This window comes from Streptomyces sp. NPDC054796, assembly GCF_053611545.1.
The window spans coordinates 770-23,689 of the sequence record NZ_JBSHAO010000089.1 but is presented as its reverse complement, the minus strand read 5'-3'; the positions used below and the strand labels follow the sequence as shown (position 1 = coordinate 23,689).

The 22,920-nt window shown below is 72.4% G+C and carries 18 protein-coding genes, 7 tRNA genes and 1 pseudogene; 16 read left to right on the top strand and 10 right to left on the bottom strand.

All coding sequences use genetic code 11. From position 1 onward, the window contains the following. Positions 1 to 2: 2 nt before the first annotated feature. The 5 genes from ACWGJ2_RS37995 to ACWGJ2_RS37975 all read right to left on the bottom strand — a co-directional run bounded on the left by ACWGJ2_RS37995 (position 3) and on the right by ACWGJ2_RS37975 (position 501). Positions 3 to 74, bottom strand: a tRNA-Val gene (locus ACWGJ2_RS37995). 72 nt (positions 75 to 146) lie between these two features. After that, positions 147 to 218: transfer RNA gene (locus ACWGJ2_RS37990), tRNA-Val, on the bottom strand. A gap of 35 nt (positions 219 to 253) precedes the next feature. Next, positions 254 to 325, bottom strand: a tRNA-Val gene (locus tag ACWGJ2_RS37985). A gap of 1 nt (position 326) precedes the next feature. Continuing rightward, positions 327 to 400, bottom strand: a tRNA-Cys gene (locus ACWGJ2_RS37980). 28 nt (positions 401 to 428) lie between these two features. Beyond that, positions 429 to 501: transfer RNA gene (locus tag ACWGJ2_RS37975), tRNA-Gly, on the bottom strand. 151 nt (positions 502 to 652) lie between these two features. On the opposite strand from ACWGJ2_RS37975, the gene ACWGJ2_RS37970 reads away from it, so the two are divergent. The 3 genes from ACWGJ2_RS37970 to ACWGJ2_RS37960 all read left to right on the top strand — a co-directional run bounded on the left by ACWGJ2_RS37970 (position 653) and on the right by ACWGJ2_RS37960 (position 3,547). Further along, a complete protein-coding gene (locus tag ACWGJ2_RS37970) occupies positions 653 to 1,795 on the top strand; it encodes a chorismate-binding protein (RefSeq protein ID WP_453350951.1) in 1,143 nt (380 codons plus the stop codon). After that, complete coding sequence (locus tag ACWGJ2_RS37965) at positions 1,792 to 2,613, top strand: aminotransferase class IV (RefSeq protein WP_453350950.1); 822 nt, start codon at positions 1,792 to 1,794, stop codon at positions 2,611 to 2,613. The genes ACWGJ2_RS37970 and ACWGJ2_RS37965 overlap by 4 nt, the downstream gene beginning before the upstream one ends. Positions 2,614 to 2,704: 91 nt before the next feature. Beyond that, complete coding sequence (locus tag ACWGJ2_RS37960) at positions 2,705 to 3,547, top strand: GNAT family N-acetyltransferase (protein ID WP_453350949.1); 843 nt, start codon at positions 2,705 to 2,707, stop codon at positions 3,545 to 3,547. Between the two features lie 40 nt (positions 3,548 to 3,587). Here the strand turns inward: ACWGJ2_RS37960 and ACWGJ2_RS37955 are convergent, their stop codons facing one another. Then, the gene (locus ACWGJ2_RS37955; RefSeq protein WP_453350948.1) at positions 3,588 to 4,094 is read right to left on the bottom strand and encodes a DsbA family protein; all 507 of its coding nucleotides are present in this window, start codon (positions 4,092 to 4,094) and stop codon (positions 3,588 to 3,590) included. A gap of 128 nt (positions 4,095 to 4,222) precedes the next feature. On the opposite strand from ACWGJ2_RS37955, the gene ACWGJ2_RS37950 reads away from it, so the two are divergent. Continuing rightward, positions 4,223 to 4,738, top strand: a complete 516-nt coding sequence (locus ACWGJ2_RS37950) for a hypothetical protein (protein WP_453350947.1) — start codon at positions 4,223 to 4,225, stop codon at positions 4,736 to 4,738. Positions 4,739 to 4,873: 135 nt separating this feature from the next. Continuing rightward, positions 4,874 to 5,254: a hypothetical protein gene (locus ACWGJ2_RS37945; protein WP_453350946.1), complete on the top strand. Its 381-nt coding sequence runs from the start codon at positions 4,874 to 4,876 to the stop codon at positions 5,252 to 5,254. A 20-nt stretch (positions 5,255 to 5,274) separates the two neighbouring features. Here ACWGJ2_RS37945 and ACWGJ2_RS37940 read toward each other — a convergent pair whose 3' ends face one another. Then, entirely contained in the window at positions 5,275 to 5,853 is a 579-nt protein-coding gene (locus tag ACWGJ2_RS37940; RefSeq protein ID WP_453350945.1) for a CGNR zinc finger domain-containing protein, read from the bottom strand. A gap of 212 nt (positions 5,854 to 6,065) precedes the next feature. Next, the gene (locus ACWGJ2_RS37935; RefSeq protein WP_345744669.1) at positions 6,066 to 6,479 is read right to left on the bottom strand and encodes an SsgA family sporulation/cell division regulator; all 414 of its coding nucleotides are present in this window, start codon (positions 6,477 to 6,479) and stop codon (positions 6,066 to 6,068) included. Positions 6,480 to 6,669: 190 nt separating this feature from the next. Here ACWGJ2_RS37935 and ACWGJ2_RS37930 point away from each other — a divergent pair. The 7 genes and pseudogenes from ACWGJ2_RS37930 to ACWGJ2_RS37900 form a co-directional block, all read left to right on the top strand. After that, positions 6,670 to 6,969, top strand: a pseudogene (locus ACWGJ2_RS37930) (TIGR02611 family protein); the annotation flags it as partial. Positions 6,970 to 7,027: 58 nt separating this feature from the next. Continuing rightward, positions 7,028 to 7,099, top strand: a tRNA-Val gene (locus ACWGJ2_RS37925). 474 nt (positions 7,100 to 7,573) lie between these two features. After that, the gene (locus tag ACWGJ2_RS37920) at positions 7,574 to 8,812 is read left to right on the top strand and encodes an ABC transporter substrate-binding protein (RefSeq protein ID WP_453350944.1); all 1,239 of its coding nucleotides are present in this window, start codon (positions 7,574 to 7,576) and stop codon (positions 8,810 to 8,812) included. A 58-nt stretch (positions 8,813 to 8,870) separates the two neighbouring features. Then, complete coding sequence (locus ACWGJ2_RS37915) at positions 8,871 to 9,815, top strand: carbohydrate ABC transporter permease (RefSeq protein WP_453350952.1); 945 nt, start codon at positions 8,871 to 8,873, stop codon at positions 9,813 to 9,815. Continuing rightward, positions 9,812 to 10,714 (top strand): carbohydrate ABC transporter permease, encoded by a 903-nt coding sequence (locus tag ACWGJ2_RS37910; protein ID WP_453350943.1) that lies wholly within the window; start codon positions 9,812 to 9,814, stop codon positions 10,712 to 10,714. Before ACWGJ2_RS37915 ends, ACWGJ2_RS37910 begins: the two co-directional genes overlap by 4 nt. After that, positions 10,711 to 11,424, top strand: a complete 714-nt coding sequence (locus tag ACWGJ2_RS37905; protein ID WP_453350942.1) for a DUF624 domain-containing protein — start codon at positions 10,711 to 10,713, stop codon at positions 11,422 to 11,424. The genes ACWGJ2_RS37910 and ACWGJ2_RS37905 overlap by 4 nt, the downstream gene beginning before the upstream one ends. 148 nt (positions 11,425 to 11,572) lie before the next feature. Next, entirely contained in the window at positions 11,573 to 14,317 is a 2,745-nt protein-coding gene (locus ACWGJ2_RS37900; RefSeq protein WP_453350941.1) for an exo-rhamnogalacturonan lyase family protein, read from the top strand. A 79-nt stretch (positions 14,318 to 14,396) separates the two neighbouring features. On the opposite strand, the gene ACWGJ2_RS37895 is transcribed toward ACWGJ2_RS37900, so the two are convergent. After that, complete coding sequence (locus ACWGJ2_RS37895; protein ID WP_453350940.1) at positions 14,397 to 17,219, bottom strand: SCO7613 C-terminal domain-containing membrane protein; 2,823 nt, start codon at positions 17,217 to 17,219, stop codon at positions 14,397 to 14,399. An 85-nt stretch (positions 17,220 to 17,304) separates the two neighbouring features. On the opposite strand from ACWGJ2_RS37895, the gene ACWGJ2_RS37890 reads away from it, so the two are divergent. Beyond that, on the top strand, positions 17,305 to 17,778 hold the full coding sequence (locus tag ACWGJ2_RS37890) for an SRPBCC family protein (RefSeq protein ID WP_453350939.1): 474 nt from the start codon (positions 17,305 to 17,307) through the stop codon (positions 17,776 to 17,778). A gap of 48 nt (positions 17,779 to 17,826) precedes the next feature. Further along, positions 17,827 to 17,898: transfer RNA gene (locus ACWGJ2_RS37885), tRNA-Val, on the top strand. 787 nt (positions 17,899 to 18,685) lie between these two features. Here the strand turns inward: ACWGJ2_RS37885 and ACWGJ2_RS37880 are convergent. After that, positions 18,686 to 19,393, bottom strand: coding sequence for a 3'-5' exonuclease (locus tag ACWGJ2_RS37880; RefSeq protein ID WP_453350938.1), 708 nt, complete (start codon positions 19,391 to 19,393; stop codon positions 18,686 to 18,688). A gap of 110 nt (positions 19,394 to 19,503) precedes the next feature. Between ACWGJ2_RS37880 and ACWGJ2_RS37875 the strand changes: the two genes are divergently transcribed. Together ACWGJ2_RS37875 and thrS are read left to right on the top strand one after the other, a co-directional pair. After that, the gene (locus tag ACWGJ2_RS37875; RefSeq protein WP_453350937.1) at positions 19,504 to 20,646 is read left to right on the top strand and encodes a hypothetical protein; all 1,143 of its coding nucleotides are present in this window, start codon (positions 19,504 to 19,506) and stop codon (positions 20,644 to 20,646) included. Between the two features lie 90 nt (positions 20,647 to 20,736). After that, entirely contained in the window at positions 20,737 to 22,719 is a 1,983-nt protein-coding gene (gene thrS, locus ACWGJ2_RS37870) for a threonine--tRNA ligase (protein WP_453350936.1), read from the top strand. Positions 22,720 to 22,920 lie beyond the last annotated feature (201 nt).

Genomic DNA, 22,920 nt, shown 5'->3' with positions numbered 1-22,920 from the left:
TGTGGACGATACTGGGATTGAACCAGTGACCTCTTCCGTGTCAGGGAAGCGCTCTCCCGCTGAGCTAATCGTCCTCGGGTCCTGCTCTCCGGTACTGCTCTTCGTGCTCTCTCGTGCGGAAGGCCCCCGGTCAGGGGGCCTGCGCGTGCGCGATACTGGGATTGAACCAGTGACCTCTTCCGTGTCAGGGAAGCGCTCTCCCGCTGAGCTAATCGCGCGGAGATCCTTACGGATCAAGGTCCTTGCGGACCAGTGGACGATACTGGGATTGAACCAGTGACCTCTTCCGTGTCAGGGAAGCGCTCTCCCGCTGAGCTAATCGTCCTTGGAGGTGGAGACGGGATTTGAACCCGTGTAGACGGCTTTGCAGGCCGTTGCCTCGCCTCTCGGCCACTCCACCGAGGGGGGATCCGGAGACCCCCACTCAGAGCGGACGACGAGATTCGAACTCGCGACCCTCACCTTGGCAAGGTGATGCTCTACCAGCTGAGCTACGTCCGCACGTGTCTCCGGCCCGCTCTCGCGTCCCGGCGACGTGTTGAACTCTAGCGGATTCTGGGGCCAGCTCAAATTCCGTTTCCGCAGCGTGGCCGGTCAGCAACCCCTCATCCACCTCCGCGTGGACGTCCGCGGCCCCCATAGACTCGTTCACGTGCACGACCCTTCTCCGCTCGCCCGCTTCGGCGGACTCGTCGCCACGGACCTGCGCGACGTCACCAGCGACCCCGCGGCCCTGGAGTCCTCCGGCTGGTGGGCGGTGGTGGCGGACTTCGAGGGCGGGCTGGTCTGCGCCCGCTTCGGCGACGTACGGGGCACCGTGCGCGACGGGTCGCACGGCGGCCGGGCCGCCGCCCGGCGGCGCACGGGATGGCGCGGGCCCGCGCCCGAGGAATGGAGCGGTTCGCTGGACCGCGCCGCCTATACGGCGGGGGTACGGCGCATACGCGAGCACATCGCGGCCGGTGAGGTCTATCAGGCCAACCTCTGCCGCGTCCTCACCGCGCCGCTGCCCGACCCGCGCCCCCACGCCTCCGACATCGACCACCTCGCAGCGCTCCTCGCGCAGGGCAATCCAGCGCCGTACGCGGGCACCGTCCGGCTTCCCGCGCACGGCGTCGAGGTCGCCACCGCGTCCCCCGAGCTGTATCTGCGCCGCGAGGGGAGCACCGTCACCTCGGGGCCCATCAAGGGCACCGGGCGCACGGCGGACGATCTGCTGGAGAAGGACCACGCGGAGAACGTCATGATCGTCGACCTGGTCCGCAACGACCTGGGCCGCGTCTGCGCCACCGGCTCCGTCACCGTCCCCGCACTCTGCGCTGTCGAGGCCCATCCGGGGCTCGTCCACCTCGTCTCCACCGTCAGGGGCGAGCTGGCCCCCGGCACCGGCTGGCCCGAGCTGCTGCGGGACACCTTCCCGCCCGGCTCGGTCACCGGAGCGCCCAAGTCCAGCGCCCTGCGCGTCATCGGGGAACTGGAGACGGCGCCGCGCGGCCCGTACTGCGGCGGCGTCGGCTGGGTCGACGCGGACAGCGGCACGGGCGAGCTGGCCGTCGGCATCCGCACCTTCTGGATCGAGCGCGACGTGCCGGGCGGGCCCGTGCTGCGCTTCGGCACCGGGGCCGGGATCACCTGGGGCTCGGACCCGGAGCGGGAGTGGGCGGAGACCGAACTGAAGGCGTCCAGGCTGCTCGCGGTAGCGTCGGGAGCGTACGCGCACGCGGCCGACACCGGCGCCGCGCGGCAGGACACGAGCGGTACGAGTGAGAGCGCGAGCGGAAGGAGAGCCCCTTGAAGATCTGGCTCGACGGCGGACTCCGGGACGCGGAGAGCGCGCGCGTCTCCGTGCTCGACCACGGACTGACGGTCGGCGACGGCGTCTTCGAGACCGTCAAGACCACCCACGGGCGCGCCTTCGCGCTCTCGCGCCACCTCGACCGGCTCGCCGCCTCGGCGCGCGGGCTCGGCCTGCCCGAGCCCGACCGCGACGAGGTGCGCCGCGCCTGCGAGGCGGTCACCGAGGCGAACCCGGTGCCGTTCGGGAGGCTGCGCGTCACCTACACCGGCGGGGTCTCCCCGCTCGGGTCCGACCGGGGCGAGGCGGGGCCCACCCTCGTCGTCGCCCTCGGCGAGGCCACGCGGCGCCCCGACGCCACCTCGGTGATCACCGTGCCCTGGACCCGCAACGAGCGTGGCGCGCTGACGGGGCTCAAGACGACCTCGTACGCCGAGAACGTCGTGGCCCTCGCCCGCGCGCACCAGCAGGCCGCCAGCGAGGCGCTGTTCGCGAACACCCGCGGACGGCTCTGCGAGGGCACCGGGACCAATGTCTTCGTCGTCCTCGACGGCGAGCTGCACACCCCGCCGCTGGCCTCGGGCTGCCTCGCGGGGATCACCCGCGCCCTGACCGTCGAGTGGACGGGCGCCAAGGAGACCGACCTGCCCATGGACGCGCTGGAGAGCGCCGAGGAGATCTTCCTGACCTCGACCCTGCGCGACGTCCAGGCCGTGCGGCGCCTCGACGGGCGGGAACTGCCCGGTGCCCCCGGCCCGGTGACGGCGAAGGCGATGCGGGTCTTCGACGAGCGCGCCGCCGCCGACATCGACCCCTGAGCCTCCGGAAGGCTCCGGCAACCACGCTCCGAAAAGGCGTTCCGGGGGTAATCGCGTGACGCGGCGGCCCTCAGCCGGTAGAAATCGTGCGGTGACCACCACCTTGCGCCCCACCGGGCCCGAGGAGCGCGCCGAGGACGGTTCCCGCTCCCGCTCGTACGACGTCTGCGTCAACAGCCGGCCCGTCGGCGTCATCCGGCTGGCGGCCGACGTCCGGGACGGGGCCCGGACCGCCGTCGGCCGGGTCGAGCAGCTCGTCATAGACGAGCGCGAGCAGCGGCGCGGCCGGGGCACCGTCGGCGCCCTGGCGGCGGAGGAAGTGCTGCGCGGCTGGGGCTGCCGCAGGGTCGAGGCGGGCGTGCCAGCCAGGGCGCGCGCGGCGTTGGGCCTCGCCGCCGCGCTCGGCTACCGGGAGCGCAACCGGAACATGATCAAGGAGCTGGGCGACGAGCCCCGGCTGCCGCGGGGGAGCGTGGCGCGCCCGATGACGGAGGAGGAGTTCAGGGACTGGTTCGCGCGCGAGCGCCGGGAACAACTCCTGCTCCTGCGCGAGCAGGGCGTACCGGACGACGAGGCCGCGGCACGGTCCGAGGAGGTCTACCGCCGCTATCTCCCGCACGGCGCCGCCAGCACGGGGGCGGCCCTGCGCGTGCTCGTCCACGAGGGTGCGGAGGTGGGCACGCTCTGGGTCGCCTCGGGCCTCGCGCCCCGGGCGGACGTGGACTCCTGGGTGTTCCTGGTCGAGGTGGCCGAGGAGCGGCGCGGCCAGGGGCACGGGCGCACACTGATGCGCGTCGCCGAGCACGAGGCGCTCGCCGCGGGCGGACGGGTGCTGGGGCTCAACGTCTACGCCGACAACACCCCGGCCCTGCGGCTCTACGAGTCACTGGGCTACCGGTCCGTGGAACACCACTTCGTCAAGCCGCTGGTCTAGGCCCGGCGGCCAGGCCCAGCGGGGCCCGGTCAGGCGAAGCTCAGCCCGCGAGCAGCCCGTCGGTGATCTCCTCGATCCGCTCCCGCAGCCCCTCCTGGCTCTTGCTGCCGTCCAGCAGCTCCCCGCCGATCAGATACGTCGGGGTGCCCGTCACGCCGAGCGCCTTGCCCTCGGCCTGGTCGGCGTCGACCATCAGCAGGTGCCGTCCGTCGATCAGCGCTGTGTCGAACTCCTCGGCGTTCAGGCCCAGTTCGCGTGCCACCTCCAGCAGCACGGGCTCGCCCCGCGTCGCCAGCTCGGCGTTGCGCGCCAGCACGGCCTCCACATAGGTGTCGCCCTTGCCCTGCATGTACGCCTCCTCGGCTGCCTGGGCCGCCGCGAACGCGTGCTTGTGCTTCTCCAGGGGGAAGTGGCGCAGCCGGATCTCCAGCCGCGTCCCGTACCGCTCGCGCAGGGCACGCAGGTCGTCCTGGGCCCGGTGGCAGTCGGGGCACTGAAGCTCGCACCAGTAGTCGAGCACGGGGCGGGAGGTCGGGGCATCGCTCATGCCCCACAGTCTCTCAGCCACCTTCCCCACCTCGCGAACGACGCCGGACCCGGACCCGACCCGGAGATGTCCCTGAACCGTGACGGCGGACATGGCCCCATCCGGGCGGAACGGTGCAGGATGGAGGGATGCTGACCACGACCGTCTGTGCCGCGCTCTCGGCGGCCGGTCTGGCCGTCGCCTTCCTGACGGCCTTCCGCCGCCGCTATGCCGCCGCCACCCGTATAGCGGCCTTCTCCCTGCTGCCCGTGGGCCTGGCGATGGCCGGTCTGGTCGGTCTCGCCGGGAAGATCGGGAAGGCCGTCGGCACGTGGGCCTCCGATCTGGTGCTGAAGCCCACCGTCTGGGCCGGTTTCGGGGTGCTCGCTGTCGCCGTCGTGCTCTACGTGATAGCGCGGCTCGCGGGCGGCAGCCGGGCCACCCGCAAGGAGCGCCGCGCCGCAGCCCGTGCGGGCGGCGCCGGTTCCGTCGCGCCGTCGGCGGGCGCCCCCGCGCTGGGTGGCTCCCGCGCCCCGGCCCCCGGCACGACGGCCCAGGCGGCGCCCGCGCGCGGCGCGGGGAAACCGGCGGGAAGGTCCGCTTCCGCCGGCGACGGCGAGGACTTCTCCGACATCGAGGCGATCCTCAAGAAGCACGGCATCTAGGACGGCACGACCTAGCCGTTCCGGCGCGCTGACGGGCCGGTAACCAGGAGAAACCACGGAATGTGAGGAACTCGTTCCCGGAAAGGGTGTGTTGGGACACCTGAGCGGGTCCGGCTGCGTCATCATCGCGACGAGATGGACACGACGCCGCCGAACTCCCCGCTCGCGCTCGACGAGCCCACCGCCGCACCCCTCGCGCCGCCAGTGCCCGCGGTGACCCCGGTGCCCCTGCCGTCCCTTCGATCCCTGCCGCATCAGGCACCGCCGCCTACGCTGCCGCCGGATCCCTTCCTGACCCCGGCCGAGCCGCCCCTCGCGCCTCTCGCGCTCCCCGCTGAGACCGACCTCGCGCCTTCGCCGCCCCCGGTCCCGTCTCCGGCCCCGGTTCCGCCCCCGGAGGCCGAGGAAGCGCGTGGCTGCCTCTACGCGCTCTCGCAGCCCCCGCTGATGTTCTTCCTCGCGTTCATCGCCGTCCTGTTCGCCATCACGGGCGCGCACGACCTGTTCCTGCTGTGAGCCCGCGAGCGGAAGGCCGCTCAGCCGCCCGCGGACTCGGCGGTCGCGGCAGACTCGCGCTGTCGCGCGCGGTAGGCGGCCACGTGCAGACGGTTGCCGCACGTACGGCTGTCGCAGTAGCGGCGCGAACGGTTCCTGGACAGGTCGATGAAGGCGCGGCCGCAGTCCGGGGCCCCGCAGCGCCGCAGCCGGTCCCGCTCGCCCGAGACGATGATGAAGGCCAGGGCCATCCCGCCGTCGGCCGCCAGGTGATCAGCGACGGAGGCGCCGGGCGCGAAGTAGTGCACGTGCCAGTCGTAGCCGTCGTGGTCGGTGAGCTGCGGAGTCGTCCCCGCCTCGGCGACCAGCGCGTTGATCAGCTCCGACGCCGTACGCGCGTCCTCCGCCGCGAAGACGCGCGCGAACCGCTCCCGTACCGACCGCACGGCCCGCAGATCGGCCTCGGTGAGCGCGCCCACGTCGCTCACGTCGTTGCGCTCGACGTAGGCGCGGAGGTCGGCCACGGAGGCGAGGGTGTCCGGTGCCGCACCGTCGGCGCAGGTGTTCAGCAGGTCGACCACGTCGTCGAGCGCGCAGCGGGTGTCGTGATTGATCTGCACAGGTCGCTCCTGGGCGTGCGCCGTAGGGTCCGATGCGCAGAGACTAGTCGTTCCCCGGCACAGGGAAGCCGCCCCCGCGCCAGAAGGGCGGGGGCGGCTTCCCTGTGTGTCTCTGTGGTGTCCCTGTGTGCCGTGAACGGTTTTCCGGGCCGAAGCCGTCGCCCCGAGTCGGACGGCTGCGGTGTACCGGCTGCTCTGTTGCTGTCAGCCTCTCAACTCTCCGCGAGGATGTGTGAGAGTTCCGCGTCGAGGTCGAAGTGGCGGTGCTCCGTGCCGGGCGGCACAGCCGCGTCGGTTCGCTTGAGGAAGGATTCCAGGGCCCGCGCCGGGGCTTCGAGCAGAGCCTCACCCTCGGGCGAACTGAGGGCGATGCACACGACTCCTTGGCCGTGACTGCGGGAGGGCCACACCCGGACGTCTCCGGTGCCGGTGGGCCGGTGCAGCCCCTCGGCGAGGAGATCGCGGGCGAATACCCACTCGACGGTCTCCTCGGCTCCGGTGTGGAAGGTGGCATGCACGGCATAGGGGTCGGCCGTGTCGTACCGCAGGCCCGCGGGTACAGGCAGTGAGGACTCGCTCGAAACAACGAGGCGCAGGTGCAGCTCGCAGCTGACCGTGGTGTTCATAAGCGCCAGGGCCTTTCGCTCAGTGTGCGCTCGGGGATTCGCACGTCGGCGAAATCGACATGCCACATACGGGCGGGTTGTAAACCCCTCCGACCGATTTGTGGGAGATGAAGTCCTTCATACGGCGGATCACTATTTTGCGGCGTACGGCCATTCCGGTGAAGGCGTCTGGTTCCGGTACCTTTGCGGCATGAGTGCGGAGAGTAGCGAAAAACCGCTGGGTTCCCGAGCGCCGCGGTTCATCAAGTCTTCGAGGCCCTTGCACGTGAGCTGGCAGGTCGTGATCTTCCTGATCGGACTCGCGATCGTCGTGGGCGGCGTGATTCTTCTGCCGCTGCCGGGGCCCGGCTGGCTGATCATCTTCGCGGGTATCGGTGTGTGGGCCACGGAGTTCCCCTGGGCGCAGCGCGTGCTGCGCTGGACGAAGCGGAAGCTGCACGAGTGGACCGAGTGGGCGAAGCGGCGCCGCGCCGGACGGGCCGCGCGCCGCGAGGAGCGCAGGCGGTCATGACCACGCTCTGACATGCGGTAATGTTGTCGCCGCACCCGGGCGATTAGCTCAGCGGAAGAGCGCTTCGTTCACACCGAAGAGGTCACTGGTTCGAACCCAGTATCGCCCACGAGTGCGAGGGCGACCTGTGTCCGCGGAAAGCGCGAACCAGGTCGCCTTCGTCGTTTCTGCGCGGCTTCGCCTCGCGTGGCGGGGGCTTCGCCACCCGCACCCCCGCGCCCCCGCACCCCCTGTCGACAGGCGGCGTGTGTCCACGGAAGACGTGGACCGCGCCGCCTGCTTCGTGTTGTGCTCGGCTGCGCCTCGCACCGCCCCGGCGGCGCCCCGTGGATCTTGCGCTGCGCCCCCGGCGGGGAAGCGCTTCATGTCGATCCTGTCCCAACCGTTGACGGCTTGCGGGCGCGTCCTTAGATTCTCCCGGCAAGCGCTTGCGTTAAACGTTTCAATCTAGCCGGGGCAGTGGTGCGCGAGGGTTGAGCAGGCGCCCCCTGCCTGGGGAGGGCGAGTCATGGGTGCGTTGCGTAGCGGGAGCGGCCGGATGTGTTCCGGCGCAGGTCGGAGACGGTGTACGGCGGTCGCGGCGATGGCCGCGATGGCGCTGCTGGCCGCCGGGTGCGGAGGCGTCGGGGGCGGGGGAGACGACGGGGCGGGCGGCAAGGTCACCATCCGCTACGCGTGGTGGGGCGACGCCACCAGGGCCGAGATGATCAAGAAGAGCATCGCGCTCTTCGAGAAGGAGCACCCCGGCATCAATGTAAAGCCGGAGTTCCAGGAGTACGAGGACTTCTGGAAGAAGTTCGCGACCCAGGCGTCGGGCGGCGGCGCCCCCGACGTCTTCCAGAACGCCGCCGCCTTCATGCGGAAGTACGGCGACAGGAAGACCCTGCTCGACCTGTCGTCGCAGGTGGACAAGGGCAACCTCGACATGAAGGGCTTCCGCGCCGGCCTGGAGAAGGCCGGTGAGGTGGACGGGAAGCTCTGGGGTGTGCCCGTGGGGGCCAACACGTTCAGCCTCATCTACGACGTCGAGGCGTTCGAGCGCATCGGGGTCGAGCCCGAGATGGGCTGGACCTGGGACGACTACGAGAAGGCCGTCGACAAGCTCAAGGCCGAGGGGTTCCAGGCCACGACTCCCGCCGGGGTCATGTACCACTACGATCTGTTGCTGCGTCAGCAGGGCAAGCAGTTCTTCACCGAAGACGGCCAACTGGGCTTCGACAAGGCCGATCTGACGGCGCACTGGAAAGAGCAGTACGCGGGCATCGAAGACGGCCGTTTTGTCCCGCAGAAGAAGGCGGACCAGATCGCGCCCAAGGCGTTGCTCAGCGCGGGATTCTCCAAGTCCGAGTATCAATGGGACAATTTCATCGTGCGATTCTCCGCCGAGGCGGAGGAGGAGGGGAAATTCGCACTCGCTCCCCTCCCCGCAACCGATGGAAAGAAGACCGGTCAGTATCTCTCCTCGCTCTTCCTCAGCGGTTACGCGAAGACCCCTCATCCCGAAGAGGTCGCGAAATTCATCGACTTCATGGTGCACGATCCAGAGGTCGGGAAAATCATGGGATACAACCGGGGGATTCTCGCCACCGAAGAACAGTACGACGCGTTTGAACCCACGGGTCCGGACAAGATGATCGCGGAGTACGAGGAGAAGGTGGAGAAGGCGGGCGTCATCGAGCCCATGACGCCGCAGCCCGACGGGACCGACGTCGTCGAGGCGGCGCTGCTGCGCATCTGGCAGGACGTGGCGCACGGGAAGAAGTCCGTGGGCGAGGGCGTCGACCAGTTCTTCTCGGAGGCCGAGCAGGCGCTGGGGTCCTGACGTGAAGACCGTGACCACCACCCTCCCGACCGCCCCGGCCGCCACGGGCCGGGGTGCCGTGCGGGGCGAGTCCGGCGGGGTCCGCGGCGTCGGACCGGGCGAAGCCGCGCGCAAGCGGCGCGCCCGTCGCGAAAGCCTTGCCGGATACGTCTTCCTGACGCCGTGGTGCCTGGGGATGCTGCTGCTGACCCTCGGCCCCATGGCCGCCTCGCTCTACCTCTCCTTCACCGACTACGACCTCTTCGCCTCGCCCCGCTGGATCGGGCTCGGCAACTACCGCGAGCTGTTCGAGGACCCGCGCTGGCTCACCTCCGTCGAGGTCACCGTCAAGTACGCGGTCATCGCCACCCCGCTCAAGCTCGCCGCCGCGCTGGGCGTGGCCCTGCTGCTGGCCAGGCCGCGCAGGGGCCAGGGCTTCTACCGCGCCGCCTTCTACGCGCCCTCGCTCATCGGCGCGAGCGTCGGCGTCGGCATCGTCTGGCGCGCCCTCTTCCAGGACGACGGCGCCGTGGACAAGGGGCTGCGCCTGTTCGGCGTCGAGCTGGGGGGCTGGATCGGCAACGTCGACCTGGCGGCGTACACCCTCGTCCTGCTGACGATGTGGCAGTTCGGCGCGCCCATGGTCATCTTCCTGGCCGGTCTGAAGCAGATACCGCGCGACCTGTACGAGGCGGCGGAGCTGGACGGCGCTGGCGCGTGGCGCCGGTTCCGGTCGGTGACCGTGCCGCTGCTCTCGCCCGTCATCTTCTTCAACCTGCTCCTCGAACTCATCCACTCCTTCCAGGTCTTCACCTCGTCGTACGTGGTCAGCCTGGGCAGGGGAGGCCCGGACGACACGACGCTGTTCTACACGCTCTACCTCTATCTCAAGGCGTTCTCCGAGCAGCGGATGGGCTACGCCTCCGCGATGGCCTGGATGCTGGTCCTCGGCGTCGGCCTGGTGACCGTGCTCCTGTTCAGGACCCAGCGCGGCTGGGTGCACTACGAGGGGGACACCCGATGACGGCCCACGGCGCGGTACCCGGCACGGCGGCGGCCCCCTCCCGCGCACGGTGGCGGCGGGACCCCCGGCGCGCGGTGCGCTCGCTGGGCTGGCACGTGGGCGCGCTGCTGATCCTGTGCGTGGTCCTCTACCCCGTCGTGTGGGTGGTCGGCGCGACGTTCAAGGACGGCAGGAAGATCATCGGCAGCACCGAGCTGCTGCCCGCGCAGCCGGTGCTGGACAACCTGGAGCGGCTGACGGAGGGGCTCGGCGGCTACCCGCTGTGGGCGTTCTTCGTGAACTCCGCGATGCTGGCCTGCGGCGCCGTGCTCGGCGTGCTCTTCTCCTGCTCGCTCGCCGCCTACGCCTTCGCGCGCATCCGCTTCGCCGGACGGAACGTGCTCTTCGCGATGATGATCTCGACGCTGCTGCTGCCGGTGCACGTCATGCTCATCCCGCAGTACATCCTCTTCCAGAAGCTCGCGCTGGTGGACACCTACGTACCCCTGCTGATCGGCAAGTACCTCGCGGCCGAGGCGTTCTTCATCTTCCTGATGGTGCAGTTCATGCGCGGCGTTCCCCTGGAGCTGGACGAGGCCGCGCGGCTCGACGGCTGCGGGCACGGGCGCATCTACTGGTCCGTGGTGCTGCCCCTGTGCCGCCCGGCGCTGATCACCAGCGCCATCTTCACCTTCATCTGGACCTGGAACGACTTCATGGGTCCGCTGATCTACCTCAACGACCCCGGCAACTACCCGGTCTCCATGGCGCTCAAGATGTTCATGGACGAGGGCACGCTCGCCGACTACGGCGGCATGATGGCCATGTCCCTGATGGCGCTGCTGCCCGTGCTGCTGTTCTTCCTCGCCTTCCAGCGCTTCCTCGTCGAGGGCGCGACGACCTCGGGGCTCAAGGGATGAGCGCTGCCGGGACGAGGACGGCCGGAGTCGGAGCCGGAGCCGGGGTGCGGTTCGGCGAGGGCCGGTTCGCGCTGTTCGCCGAGTGCGTGCTCGCCGGGTTCTGGCTCGTGCTCGGCGCGCTGCCCCTGGTCACACTGCTGCCCTCGTACGCCGCCGCCTGCACTCATCTGAGGCGGTACCTCGACGGCGAACCGGCGGGACGGCGCGAGTTCGCCGCGGCGCTCCGCGACGCCACACGCGCGGGCTGGCGCTTCTCGCTGCTGTGGTGGGGCGCCCTGGCCCTGCTGGGCCTCGACTGGCGGATCGCCGCCTCGGGGCTGCTGCCGGGCGGGCCCGCGCTGGCGGCGGTCAGCGTGCTGGGCGGGCTGGTCGTGGTGGTGGCGGGGCTGCGTGCCGCGTCGGCCTGGCGTCCCGGCGAACCGTCGGCACCCCGTAAGGGACCGGGCCGCCGGAGCGACTGGGGGAGCACGGGCTTCTCCGACGCGCTGCGCCGGGCCTGCTCCGAGGACAGGGGCGGCTCCTGGCTGCTGGCCGGAGGGCTGGCCGTGGTGGCGGTCGCGGGGTGGATGCTGCCGCCGCTGCTGATCCCGGCGCTGGGCTGCCTGGCCGCGTGCGCGGTGGCGGTGGACCGCCGTACGGGCTCGACGGGCGCGCCGCACATGCCCGTCGCGAACGAGCCCACCGCGTCCCGTACCGACGGCACGGGCTGAGCCCGACCGGACCCGCCCCTCCGCCCCTCACCGTTCCGCCCCCTCCGGGCGCGCGGCCCGTCACCCGTGCCCGCACACAACACCCGTCACACAGCAGCACCCCACACCCCGCATCCCGCCACCCGCACCCACCAGAAGTGGAGCCGACATGTCCCCGATCCCCAGGCGAAGCGTGCTCAGGACGGCAACCGTCACGGCCGCCGCCGCCACGGCCGGTCAGGCGTCCTGGCTGCTGAGCGGCGCCCCCGCGCACGCCGCGCGGGCGCGGCGCGAAGCGCGGGAGCCCGTCGAGATCGGCTGGCTGGAGGACGGCGGCCTCGGCCGCGCCCCCGGCAGCACCTTCGGCGTCCCCTGGCCGCAGGGCAGCGTGCGCGCCGGCACCGCCTTCGCGCTCACAGCGGCCGACGGCGCCAAGGTGCCCCTCCAGTCCTGGCCCACCGCCTACTGGCCCGACGGCACCCTCAAGTGGACGGCACACGCCGTCGGCCCGGAGGCCGGGAGGGCGAAGCGGTTCACCCTCGCCCAGGGCGAACCCGCGAAGCCCGCACACGCCGTTAAGGTGACCCGTGAGCACGGCGCCGTCGTCGTGGACACCGGCACCGTCGTCGCCCGGCTCGGCACCGGCGGCAGCGCCCTCGTGCGCAGCGTCACCCGCGGCGGTACCCGGATCGCGGAGGACGGCAGGCTCGTGCTGCTGCGCCAGGGCCGCGTCGGCGAGGGCGACAAGGGTTCGGAGGCGTGGGAGGACTTCGAGAGCGCCGTCACGAAGACCACCGTCGAGCAGGAGGGCCCGGTGCGCGCGGTCGTACGCCTCGACGGCGAGCACCGGCGCGGCGGGCGTGGAGGGCGCGGCTGGTTGCCCTTCAGCGTCAGGCTGTACTTCACCGCCGGCTCCGACGCGTTCCGCATGGTGCACACGATCACCTTCGACGGCGACGAGCAGGAGGACTTCATCCGCGGCATCGGCGTCCGCTTCACCGTCCCCATGCGCGACGAGAGCTACGACCGCCACATCCGTATCGCGGGTGAGGGCAAGGGATTCCTCACCGAGGCCGTCAAGGGCGTGACGGGGCTGCGCCGCGACCCCGGGGCGCGGGTGCGTGCCGCGCAGGTCAAGGGCGAGAAGCTGCCGGACCCGGCCACCTGGGACGAGCGCGTCACCAAGCGGCTGCACCTCATCCCCGAGTGGAACGACTACACCCTCGCTCAGCTCTCCGCCGACGGCTTCACACTGCGCAAGCGCACCAAGGCGGGCCACGGCTGGATCCCCGCGGGCGGCGGCGGGCGCGCCGGGGGCTTCGGCTACGTCGGCGGGCCGAGCGGCGGACTCTCCTTCGGGCTGCGCGACTTCTGGGAGCGCCACCCCACCCAGCTCGACATCCGCGGCGCCGGGGGAGCGGAGGCCGAGGTCACCCTCTGGCTCTGGTCGCCCGAGGCCCGGCCGATGGACCTGCGCTTCTACCACGACGGCATGGGCCAGGACACCTACGCGGAGCAACTGGAGGGCCTGGAGATCACCTACGAGGACTACGAGCCCGGGTTCGGCACCCCGTACGGCATCGCCCGCACCAGCGAACTCCTCTTCTGGGCCAACGAGTCCACCCCGTCGGCCGCGACGCTCGTCGAACAGGCAGCGGCCGCACGCACGCCGCCCCAGCTCGTCGCGCCCCCGGAGCATCTGTACGGCGCCGGCGTCTTCGGCGGGCTCTGGTCACCCGTCGACCGCTCCACGCCCGCGAAGAAGGCCGTCGAGGACCACCTCGACTTCCTCTTCGACTTCCACAAGGGCCAGGTCGAATCGCGTCGCTGGTACGGCTTCTGGGACCACGGCGACATCATGCACACCTACGACGAGGACCGGCACAACTGGCGCTACGACGTGGGCGGCTACGCCTGGGACAACTCCGAGCTGTCGCCCGACCTGTGGCTCTGGTACGCGTATCTGCGCTCGGGCCGCGCCGACGTCTACCGCTTCGCCGAGGCCATGACGCGGCACACCGGCGAGGTCGACGTCTACCACCTGGGCAAGTGGACGGGCCTCGGCACCCGGCACGGCGTCCAGCACTACGCGGACAGCGCCAAGCAGCAGCGCATCTCCACCGCCGCCTACCGGCGCTTCTTCTACTACCTCACCGCCGACGAGCGCACCGGCGACCTCATGCACGCGCTGTGGGACTCCGAGAAGACCTTCCTGGTGCTCGACCCGCTGCGCAAGGTGCGCGAGGACACCGACTACGAGCCCGACCCGCACGCCCTGTCCATCGGCTTCGGCACCGACTGGAGCGGGCTGGCGGCGGCGTGGCTCACCGAATGGGAGCGACGGGGACCGAAGTGGAAGGAGGCGAGGAAGAAGCTGCTGGGCACCATGGAGACCATCGCGGCGACCCCGAACGGCTTCGTCGCGGGCGGCGGACTCTACGACATCGACACCGGGAGGTTCGCCGTCCCGGAGGAGAAGAAGGTCTCCGTCTCCCACCTCTCCGCCGTCTTCGGGCTCGTGGAGATGTGCGCCGAGGTCATCGGCCTCGTGGACATGCCGGAGTTCGAGAAGGCGTGGCTGGCCTACTGCCGCTACTTCAACGCCTCCAAGGCCGAACAGAAGGCCGAGTACGGGCAGGACTTCGGCAACCTCATCCTGCGCCAGGGCCACTCGCGCCTCACCGCGTACGCCGCCGTACGGCTCGACGACGAAGCCCTCGCCAAGCGCGCCTGGCGGGAGTTCGACACGGGTGACGGCTACGCGCCGAGCCTGCCGTGGAAGGCGGAGCGACGGGAAGGGCCCGAGGTGCTCAACCCCGCCGAAGAAGCCACATGGGTGTCCACGAACACCACGGCGCAGTACGGGCTCGCGGCCATCCAGAACCTGGCGCTGATCGGGGACGCCATGCCGTGACGCGACGGGGTGCCGGGAGGGGCTTGGGGCTTGGCCCCGTCCCGGCACCCCGTGTGCGCTTCGACGTCGACGGGCAGGGTCAGCGCATGCGCGACAGGGCGGTGCGCAGGCGCTGCGCGTCCCTGAGCCGCTGCTCGTAGGTCGCCCCGACCGCGAGCAGCAGCGCCCCGGCCAGCGCGGGCGCCACCCAGCGCGGCAACGCGCCGACGACCTGCGCCAGATACGGGGCCAGCTCGTGCACCCCCACCAGGCCCAGCACCGCGCCGCCGAGCAGCAGCGGCGCCAGCATCCGCAGCCGGGCACCGGCCAGTGTCAGCCCGAGACTCACCGTGCCCAGCAGCAGCGGACGCGGCCAGTCCGGGTCGCCCCACGCGGCGACGAGGCTCGGCAGCAGACTCGCGGCCAGCCCAGGCCCGTAGGCCGCCCACGAGGAGACGCCGTCGTCGCGCCGCCGCCGCAGCAGGCCGAGGGGCAGCAGCAGGGCGCTGACGGGGAGCGTGTACGCCTCGGGCGTCGTGATCTCCGACGCGTACAGCCGCGTCCACGTCGCGCACAGCAGGAGCGCCCCGGACGCGTACCCGGCCCAGGGACGGCGGTCGGCCCGCAGCGCCACGGCGGCGGCAGCCACCCCGCACAGCGCGAGGGCCAGCGAGAACGCGGCCAGACGGCCCCCGGCGAGCGCCAGCCCGCCCACGGCGACCGCCACACCCGTCGCCTCCAGCGGGACGGCCACGGCGGCGTCCCGGCGCAGGGCCGTCGCGGACCCGAGCGTCAGGAAGCCGACACCCAGCAGCGCGAACGCGGCCTGATGCGCCTCGGCCCCCAGCACCGCCGAGGCCGCCACGGCGAGCCCGGCCGCCGCGAGCGCCGACGCGCAGGCGGCCACGGCGCGGCGAGGGCCGGGGGCGCCGAGCGGGGCCGCGAGCGCGAAGGCGGCGGCGAGCACGGCGAGCGCGACGAGCGTGACCGCCCGCTCGGCCAGCGCCAGCCCCGTCGTCCCGGCAGCCACAGCGAGGGCCGCGCCGAGCGCGGTGGGCCCGGCCGGGTGCGTCCGTACGACGACGGCCGCCGCCAGCAACGCCAGAACCAGCAGCAGCGAGACGCCCACCGCGACGACGTACGGCAGCCCGAGCGCACTCGGCAACACGACGACGGCCGCCGCCCCCGTAACCACGGCCGCGGCGACGGCACGCGGCGCCCACGCGGGGCCAGGGGACGCGGCCTCGGCGCCCGCGCGGAGGGGGTGCTCGCCTGTGCGGAGGGGGTTCCCGCCTGTGCGGTGGAGGTTCGTGTCCGTGGGGCGGGGGTGCTCGCCTGTGCGGTGGGGGTTCGTGTCCGCGCGGGCGGGGTTCCCCGCACGGTCGGTCTCCCGCGTACCGGTGGGGGCCTTCGCGACCGTCCCCGTCGCGGTCCACGGGGCGGGCAACAGCCGGGGCGCCAGGGCCAGGACGGCCGTCGTCGCGCCCAGGACCACGGGCACCCCGGGGCCGCCCACCCAGTCCGTGCCCGGCGTCAGGGCGTCCCGGACCCCGTGAGGCGCCCCCTCCCACACCCGTCCCGCCCAGCTCAGCGGCCCCCAGACCGCCTGGAGCAGAGCGGGCACGGTCCACAGCAGGGCGCAGCCGTGCACGCACAGGGCCGCCAGCCGCAGCCCGTCCGCGTGCGGACGCAGCCACGGGACCTGCCCGGAACGGGCCCCGGACCCGGGCGCCGCGAGCACGGACGCCACGGCCAACAGCAGTACCGCGCACAGCAGATACCCCGGCACCCACCACTGCGGCGAGGGCACGGCGACCCGCACGACACCGCCCGCACCGGCGAGCAGCGTCAGCCCTCCCGCGACGGAGAGGGCACCACCCAGCGTCCCGTGCCCCGCGAGGCGGGCGGCCCGCGCCGCGTACAGCGCCAGTACCGTCAGCGCCGCGAGCACCGCGCCCGCGCGAGCCGCCGAGGCTGCGTCCACGGCCGCGACCGAGAGGCCGAGCCCCAGCGCCAGCGCCGGGCAGGCGGCGACCCCGGCGGCGACGGCCGCCGTCGTCACCAGCCCCGGCACCCTGCCGCCGACGCGCGCGGAGCGCCCGCACACGACGGCCAGCGCCACATCGCCGCCTGCCGTCGCCAGCAGCGTCCACGCGAAACCCCACGGGCCCGCGTCGGCGGCGACGGCCCCCAGCAGCGGCGCCAGTTGGGCGAGACACAGCGCTCCCGGCACGGGCAGCCGCAGCCCCGGGCGCGGCAGGAGCAGACCGTAACCGGCCCCGACGACGGCGATCACCGCGCACGCCGTGGCGGCGTAGGCCCAGCCGTCGGCCCCGGTGAGCGCGACGGAGTACAGCGCGTACGCGTCGAGCACGAGCAGCAGCATCCCCAGCGCGGCGACACACTCCGCCGTCGACCTCAGCGCCCTGCGCAACAGCAGCGCAGGCACGGCCAGCGTGCCCGCCGTCACCACGGCGAGCACCGCGGCGCGCCCGCCGATCCCCATCGAACCCCAGCTCACCAGCGTGAACGCGAGCGCGGCCACGGCCAGGAGCACACCGCCGAGGGTCAGCAGCACGTTCTGCGCGGTCGGCGGCGCGGCCCCGCCAGGCGCGCGCGGTGCTTCGGAAGGGGGCGGGGCCCAGGCCGCCCCCGTCGGATGAGCGGGGCCCCCGCCTGCGGGCGGTACGGGCGGGGGAGCGGTACCCGCACGGAGTTCGGCCAGCAGTTGGTGGCGCAGGGAGAGCAGCGTGCCGCGCCGCGCATCCAGCGCCCACAACTCGCCGTCGATCTCCCGCAACCGGCCCGGAACCGAACCCACGAGCGGCAGCCCGCAGCGCGGACACACCGTCGTCACCTGCTCCGGCGCGGGTACCGGCCACTGACAGCCGGGGCAGGACACGGGCGGGTGATTCCTCTCCATGCCCGGAGTGTGCTGCGCACCTTTCGCCGGCGGCATGAGCGGGGATACTCAGACGTCGGCTGAGTATCCCCGCGCAGGGAGGACCGTGAGCGCCGTGACCAGGCAGTGGCACCACTACCGCTTCCGCAGCCTGTGGCGGCTGGCGGCGCCGCCCGACGACGTCTTCGCCGTACTGGCGGACGCCGAGAACTACCCCACCTGGTGGCCCCAGGTCCGCCAGGTCGACGGGCTGGACACCCGCTCTGGCACCGCGCGCTTCCGCTCCCTCCTCCCGTACGACCTCCTCGTCACCGCGCGCGAGTCGCGCCGCGACCCCCGCACCGGGGTACTGGAGATCACGATGAGCGGAGACCTGGAAGGCTGGGCCCGCTGGACGCTCCTCGCGAACGCCCGGGGCACCACCGCCCTCTTCGAGCAGGAAGTGGAGGTCCGCAAGCAACTGCTCCGGCTCCTCGCCGTCCCCGGACGGCCCCTCTTCCTGGCCAACCACACGCTGATGATGCGGGCCGGACAGCGAGGGCTGCGGGCACGGCTGGGAAGAGGTTTGGATGAAGTGTGAGCGGCACTGTATGGTTCTGCCGTACCGCACCGCGAAAACGCGGCGCGAGGGCGATTAGCTCAGCGGAAGAGCGCTTCGTTCACACCGAAGAGGTCACTGGTTCGAACCCAGTATCGCCCACGCAGTCGACAGGCGACGTGTGTCCACGGAAGGCGTGGACCGCGTCGCCTGCTTCGTGTTGTGCTCGGCTTCGCCTCGCGTGGCGGGGGCTTCGCCACCCGCACCCCCTGCCGGGGGGCGGGGTGGTGGGTGACGGTTCGTTGCGGGGTGCGGGGTGCGGGGTGCGGGGTGCGGGTGGTTGGGCGGGTGGGCGAGCTTGCTCGGCTCCGCCTCGCTTCGCCGCCCTGCGGCTCCTGGCTCCGGCTCGGCCTCACCTTGCTTCGTCGCTCCGGCTCCTGCGGAGCGGTTCGTCCTGACAGGCGGGCTTGTTCGGCTGCGCCTCACTGCGCCGCCTCTAGCCCCTGCCTCCCAGCCTGGCTTGTTCGGCCCCGCCTCGCTTCGCCTGCCTCCGGTTCTTGGCTCCGGCTCGGCTTCGCCGCTCCTGCGGGGGTGGTTCGCTCTGGCGGGCTGGCTTGTTCGGCTCCGCCTCGCTTCGCCGCCCTGCGGCTCCTGGCTCCGGGGCGGGTTCGTTGCGCCGCCCCGCGGCTCCTGATTCCGGATCGGCTGCTGCGCCTCGCCTTCTTCGCCGCCTCGGCTCCGGGGCTGGCTTGTTCCGCTCCGCCTCACCTCGCCGCCCTGCGGCTCCTGGCTCCGGGGCGGGCTCGCTTCGCCGCTCCCCCGGCTCCTGGCTCCCGCTCCGCTGCGCCGCTCCGCGTTCTGCGGCGGTGGTTCGCCCGGGGGCCGGGGCGGGCCAAGGGGGCGCGTCGGCTGTTCCGTGTCCCACACACACCGCCCCCCGCCCGAGCGGTCAGAGCGCGCTCAGGCAGTGGGGGCGGAGGGGCCAGGCCGGGTCGACGGGGTGGTCCGTGCCCTCGCGGGCGAACCAGGCGGACAGGCCCCGCGCCTGCGTGGCGTGCCACACCGCCTGGAGCGTGTGCAGTTCGGCGGGCCTGAGCGGCGCCAGCCGCGTCGCATAGCGGCGCCCGACGGCCCGTACGACATCCAGTGCGGCCAGAGCCTCCACCACCGCGTCGCTCACCACCGCGTCGTTCGTCGCGACGGAGGACGTCGCCGTCCCGTACACGGCGCACAGCGCGTCGAGCGAACGGCGGTCACGGTGCGCGCGGTCCAGATGCCGGTGCAGGACCAGTGGGTCCAGGACGCACAGCGAGGAGCGGTGCAGATAGACGGCCAGCGACGCGCCCCGGTGCCGTCTCAACTCGCGGTCCAGCAGTGTCAGCCCGTACGGCGCGTTCATCACCACCAGCGGGGTGCCCGACGCCTCGTGCTCCGCGATCGCCCTGGCCAGTTCCTCGACGACCGGGCCCGTGTCGTGCCCGGGGACTCCCGGCTCCACCACCCAGTGCCGCACCGCTACCGGCGCCCTCGCCCACGGCTGCCCCACCAGCGCCGTCGAGGCGATCCGGTCCCTCTCCGCGTCGCCTTCAGCGCGGCCCCCCGAGGGTCCGGGAAGCGCGGCGAAGGCGGTGAGCGGACCCTCGTACCAGAACGTCATGTCCCAACCCCCGCGTCCGGACGGCTCCGTGCAGGTGATACCGCACCACGAGCCCGGCCAACCACGGCAGTTTGCGGCACGCGCGGGCGGGTGAGGAGACCAGGGGGGACATGCCGCAGACGGAGACCCTGATGCGAGTGGACGCGCAGGACACCGACGAGATCCACTGGTGGCGCCAGCTGCCCGACGGCAACCGGGTGGCGACGTGGAGCGCCCGGCAGAAGATGAACGGCGCAGCGCGCGCCATGCTGCGTGCCGGTGCCCTCGCGGCCCGCGCCCGCGCGGGCTTCTACGGCGCCCGTTACGAGCAGGAAGCGGACGCCTTCCTGGAGCGCGTCACCTTCGACGAGTCCCCAGGCCTCCCGCCCCGCTCAGCCCCCGTGCGCACCAGGACGGGCGCGGGCGCGGCACGGGGAGCGCGGACGTCCGACGCGCAGGCGCAGGCCGACCCCGTGGGCGGGCGCACCCTCGCGGCCCGGATCCCCGTCGCGGGCGGCAGGGAGGAGGCCGTCGCGCTGTACCGCGCGCTGCGCGCGGCCCGCGAGGCCGTCAGCCTCCACCGCTCCAGCGGCGCCATGGAACCCTTCGACGCCGCCGTCGAGCTGGGCGTCAGCCACGAGCTGATGGAGGCGCTGCTCCAGTCCGTGCGCGGCAGCGAGGGCGTGCGCGTCACCGTCGGCTGGTCGCGCCTCAGCGGCCCGCCCCCGGACTGCCCGCGCCGCCCCGCACCCGTCGTCTTCACCCCCGGAGACCAGGCGGCACTGCAACAGGCGGCCCACCGCTACGTGACCATCGAGCCCTCCCAGGCGGTGCGGCTCACCGGGGACGTGGTGCGGATGCGCAGGAGCGAGCCGGACGGGCCAGGGGCGGTACGGCTGCGTGTGCGGGACGGGGCCGAGGTGGCGCAGGTGCGGGTGTGGCTGGAGGCCGAGGCGTACCGGATCGCCGTGCACGCCCATCTGGCCGGGCTGCCGCTGCTGGTCAGCGGGCAGCTGGAGAGCAGGGGCGGCTTCCGCCGGGTCAGCGGCGCCCACGGCGTCGCGCCGGTGCCCGTGGAGGCGGCCGAGCGGGAGCGGCTGATGAAGTCGCTCGGCGAGGGACTCGACGGCTTCGGCCGCGCCCTCGGCGCGTCCGGGCCGCCACCGCCCGCGCCACCTGCCGCGCCGCCCACCGTGACGCCCGCCGCGCCCGCCCCTGACGGCGCCGTCCCCGGCCAGGCACCGTGGCCCCCGGGCGGCGGCCGTCGCGGGTGAACCCTTTCGCGGAGAGGCCGTCAGGATCGGTACGATTCGAGCTGCGCGCGACGCTCGTCGGCGCGTCCAGGTGAGAGTCAGGAGAGACCGGTGTCAGACGTCCGTGTGACCATTCAACGCGATTCCGAGCGGGAAGAGCGCGTGGTGACGACGGGCACTACGGCCGCCGCTCTCTTCGAGGGCGAGCGCTCCGTCGTCGCGGCCCGGGTCGCGGGGGAGCTGAAGGACCTCACGTACGAGCTGGCCGATGGCGACGAGATCGAGCCGGTCGACATCACCAGCGACGACGGCCTCGACATCCTGCGCCACTCCACAGCGCACGTCATGGCCCAGGCCGTGCAGGAGCTGTTCCCCGAGGCCAAGCTGGGCATCGGCCCGCCCATCAAGAACGGGTTCTACTACGACTTCGATGTCGCCGAGCCCTTCACCCCCGAGGACCTGAAGCGCATCGAGAAGAAGATGCAGCAGATCCAGAAGCAGGGGCAGCGCTTCTCGCGCCGCGTCACCACGGACGAGGAAGCGCGCGAGGAGCTGGCCGACGAGCCGTACAAGCTGGAGCTGATCGGCCTCAAGGGCTCAGCCGCCGACGCGGCCGAGGGCGCCTCGGCCGAGGTCGGCGCGGGCGAGCTGACGATCTACGACAACCTCGACCCCAAGAGCGGCGAGCTGTGCTGGAAGGACCTGTGCCGGGGCCCGCACCTGCCCAGCACCCGCGCCATCCCGGTCTTCAAGCTGATGCGCTCCGCCGCCGCGTACTGGCGGGGCAGCGAGAAGAACCCGCAGCTCCAGCGCATCTACGGCACAGCGTGGCCGACGAAGGACGAGCTGAAGGCGCACCTGGAGTTCCTCGCCGAGGCCGAGAAGCGCGACCACCGCAAGCTCGGCGCCGAGCTGGACCTCTTCTCCTTCCCCGAGGAGATCGGCCCAGGGCTCGCGGTCTTCCACCCCAAGGGCGGCGTCGTCCGCAGGGTGATGGAGGACTACTCGCGGCGGCGGCACGAGGACGCGGGCTACGAATTCGTGAACACCCCGCACATCTCGAAGGAGAAGCTCTTCGAGACCTCGGGGCACCTGCCGAGCTACGGGGAGAACATGTTCCCTCCCCTGGAGTTCGACGAGCAGAACTACCGCCTCAAGGCGATGAACTGCCCGATGCACAACCTGATCTTCGACGCGCGCGGCCGGAGCTATCGCGAATTGCCCCTGCGGCTCTTCGAGTTCGGCACGGTGTACCGCTACGAGAAGTCCGGCGTCGTGCACGGCCTGACCCGCTCGCGGGGCTTCACCCAGGACGACTCGCACATCTACTGCACCAAGGAGCAGATGGCGGACGAGCTGGACAGCCTGCTCACCTTCGTCCTGGACCTGCTGCGTGACTACGGCCTGACCGAGTTCGAGCTGGAGCTGTCCACCCGCGACCCCGGCTCGGACAAGTTCATCGGCTCGGACGAGGTGTGGGAGGAGGCCACCGAGGCGCTGCGCCAGGCGGCCGGGAAGCAGGGGCTGCCCCTGGTGCCCGACCCGGGCGGCGCCGCGTTCTACGGGCCGAAGATCTCCGTGCAGGCCAAGGACGCGATCGGCCGTTCGTGGCAGATGTCCACGATCCAGGTCGACTTCAACCAGCCGGAGCGCTTCGGCCTGGAGTACACGGCGGCGGACGGCTCCCGGCAGCAGCCGGTGATGCTGCACCGCGCGCTCTTCGGCTCCATCGAGCGGTTCTTCGCGGTGCTGCTGGAGCACTACGCGGGCGCGTTCCCGGCGTGGCTGGCCCCGGTCCAGGCCGTCGGCATCCCGATCGGTGACGACCACGTGCCGTACCTGACGGAGTTTGCCGCCGAGGCGAAGGCGAAGGGGCTGCGGATGGAGGTCGACGCCTCGTCGGACCGGATGCAGAAGAAGATCCGTAACGCCCAGAAGGCCAAAACCCCGTTCATGATCATCGCCGGTGACGAGGATGTCGCGGCCGGTGCGGTCAGCTTCCGCTACCGCGACGGGACGCAGAAGAACGGGGTTCCGCGTGACGCAGCGCTTCAGGAGATCGTTGACGTAGTGAGGCGCCGCGCGCAGGTGTGATGGTCCCCGCAAACGCGGGGGTGTTCCGAACGGGATTCCGCGTGACGAGGCGCTCGCGGTGTAGGCCCGCGTAAGCGGGGTTCACGAGGGGCGGGCCGCGGGGGGGGGCGCCCCCCGCCGGGCTCACGGGGGGCGCCGTCGTTTGCGGGGGGGGGGCGGCCGCCCCCCTCAGCGCGTGAGGTCCCCCGCCCACGGCGGGTT

Bases quoted from the DNA above. Each gene is read 5' to 3' on its own strand.
- ACWGJ2_RS37900 (WP_453350941.1), top strand. From the start codon at position 11,573: ATGTCCCCGATCCCCAGGCGAAGCGTGCTCAGGACGGCAACCGTCACG.
- ACWGJ2_RS37880 (WP_453350938.1), bottom strand. From the start codon at position 19,393: ATGACGTTCTGGTACGAGGGTCCGCTCACCGCCTTCGCCGCGCTTCCC.
- ACWGJ2_RS37910 (WP_453350943.1), top strand. From the start codon at position 9,812: ATGACGGCCCACGGCGCGGTACCCGGCACGGCGGCGGCCCCCTCCCGC.
- ACWGJ2_RS37955 (WP_453350948.1), bottom strand. From the start codon at position 4,094: ATGAGCGATGCCCCGACCTCCCGCCCCGTGCTCGACTACTGGTGCGAG.
- ACWGJ2_RS37950 (WP_453350947.1), top strand. From the start codon at position 4,223: ATGCTGACCACGACCGTCTGTGCCGCGCTCTCGGCGGCCGGTCTGGCC.
- ACWGJ2_RS37945 (WP_453350946.1), top strand. From the start codon at position 4,874: ATGGACACGACGCCGCCGAACTCCCCGCTCGCGCTCGACGAGCCCACC.
- ACWGJ2_RS37905 (WP_453350942.1), top strand. From the start codon at position 10,711: ATGAGCGCTGCCGGGACGAGGACGGCCGGAGTCGGAGCCGGAGCCGGG.
- ACWGJ2_RS37895 (WP_453350940.1), bottom strand. From the start codon at position 17,219: ATGGAGAGGAATCACCCGCCCGTGTCCTGCCCCGGCTGTCAGTGGCCG.
- ACWGJ2_RS37935 (WP_345744669.1), bottom strand. From the start codon at position 6,479: ATGAACACCACGGTCAGCTGCGAGCTGCACCTGCGCCTCGTTGTTTCG.
- ACWGJ2_RS37920 (WP_453350944.1), top strand. From the start codon at position 7,574: ATGGCCGCGATGGCGCTGCTGGCCGCCGGGTGCGGAGGCGTCGGGGGC.
- ACWGJ2_RS37875 (WP_453350937.1), top strand. From the start codon at position 19,504: ATGCCGCAGACGGAGACCCTGATGCGAGTGGACGCGCAGGACACCGAC.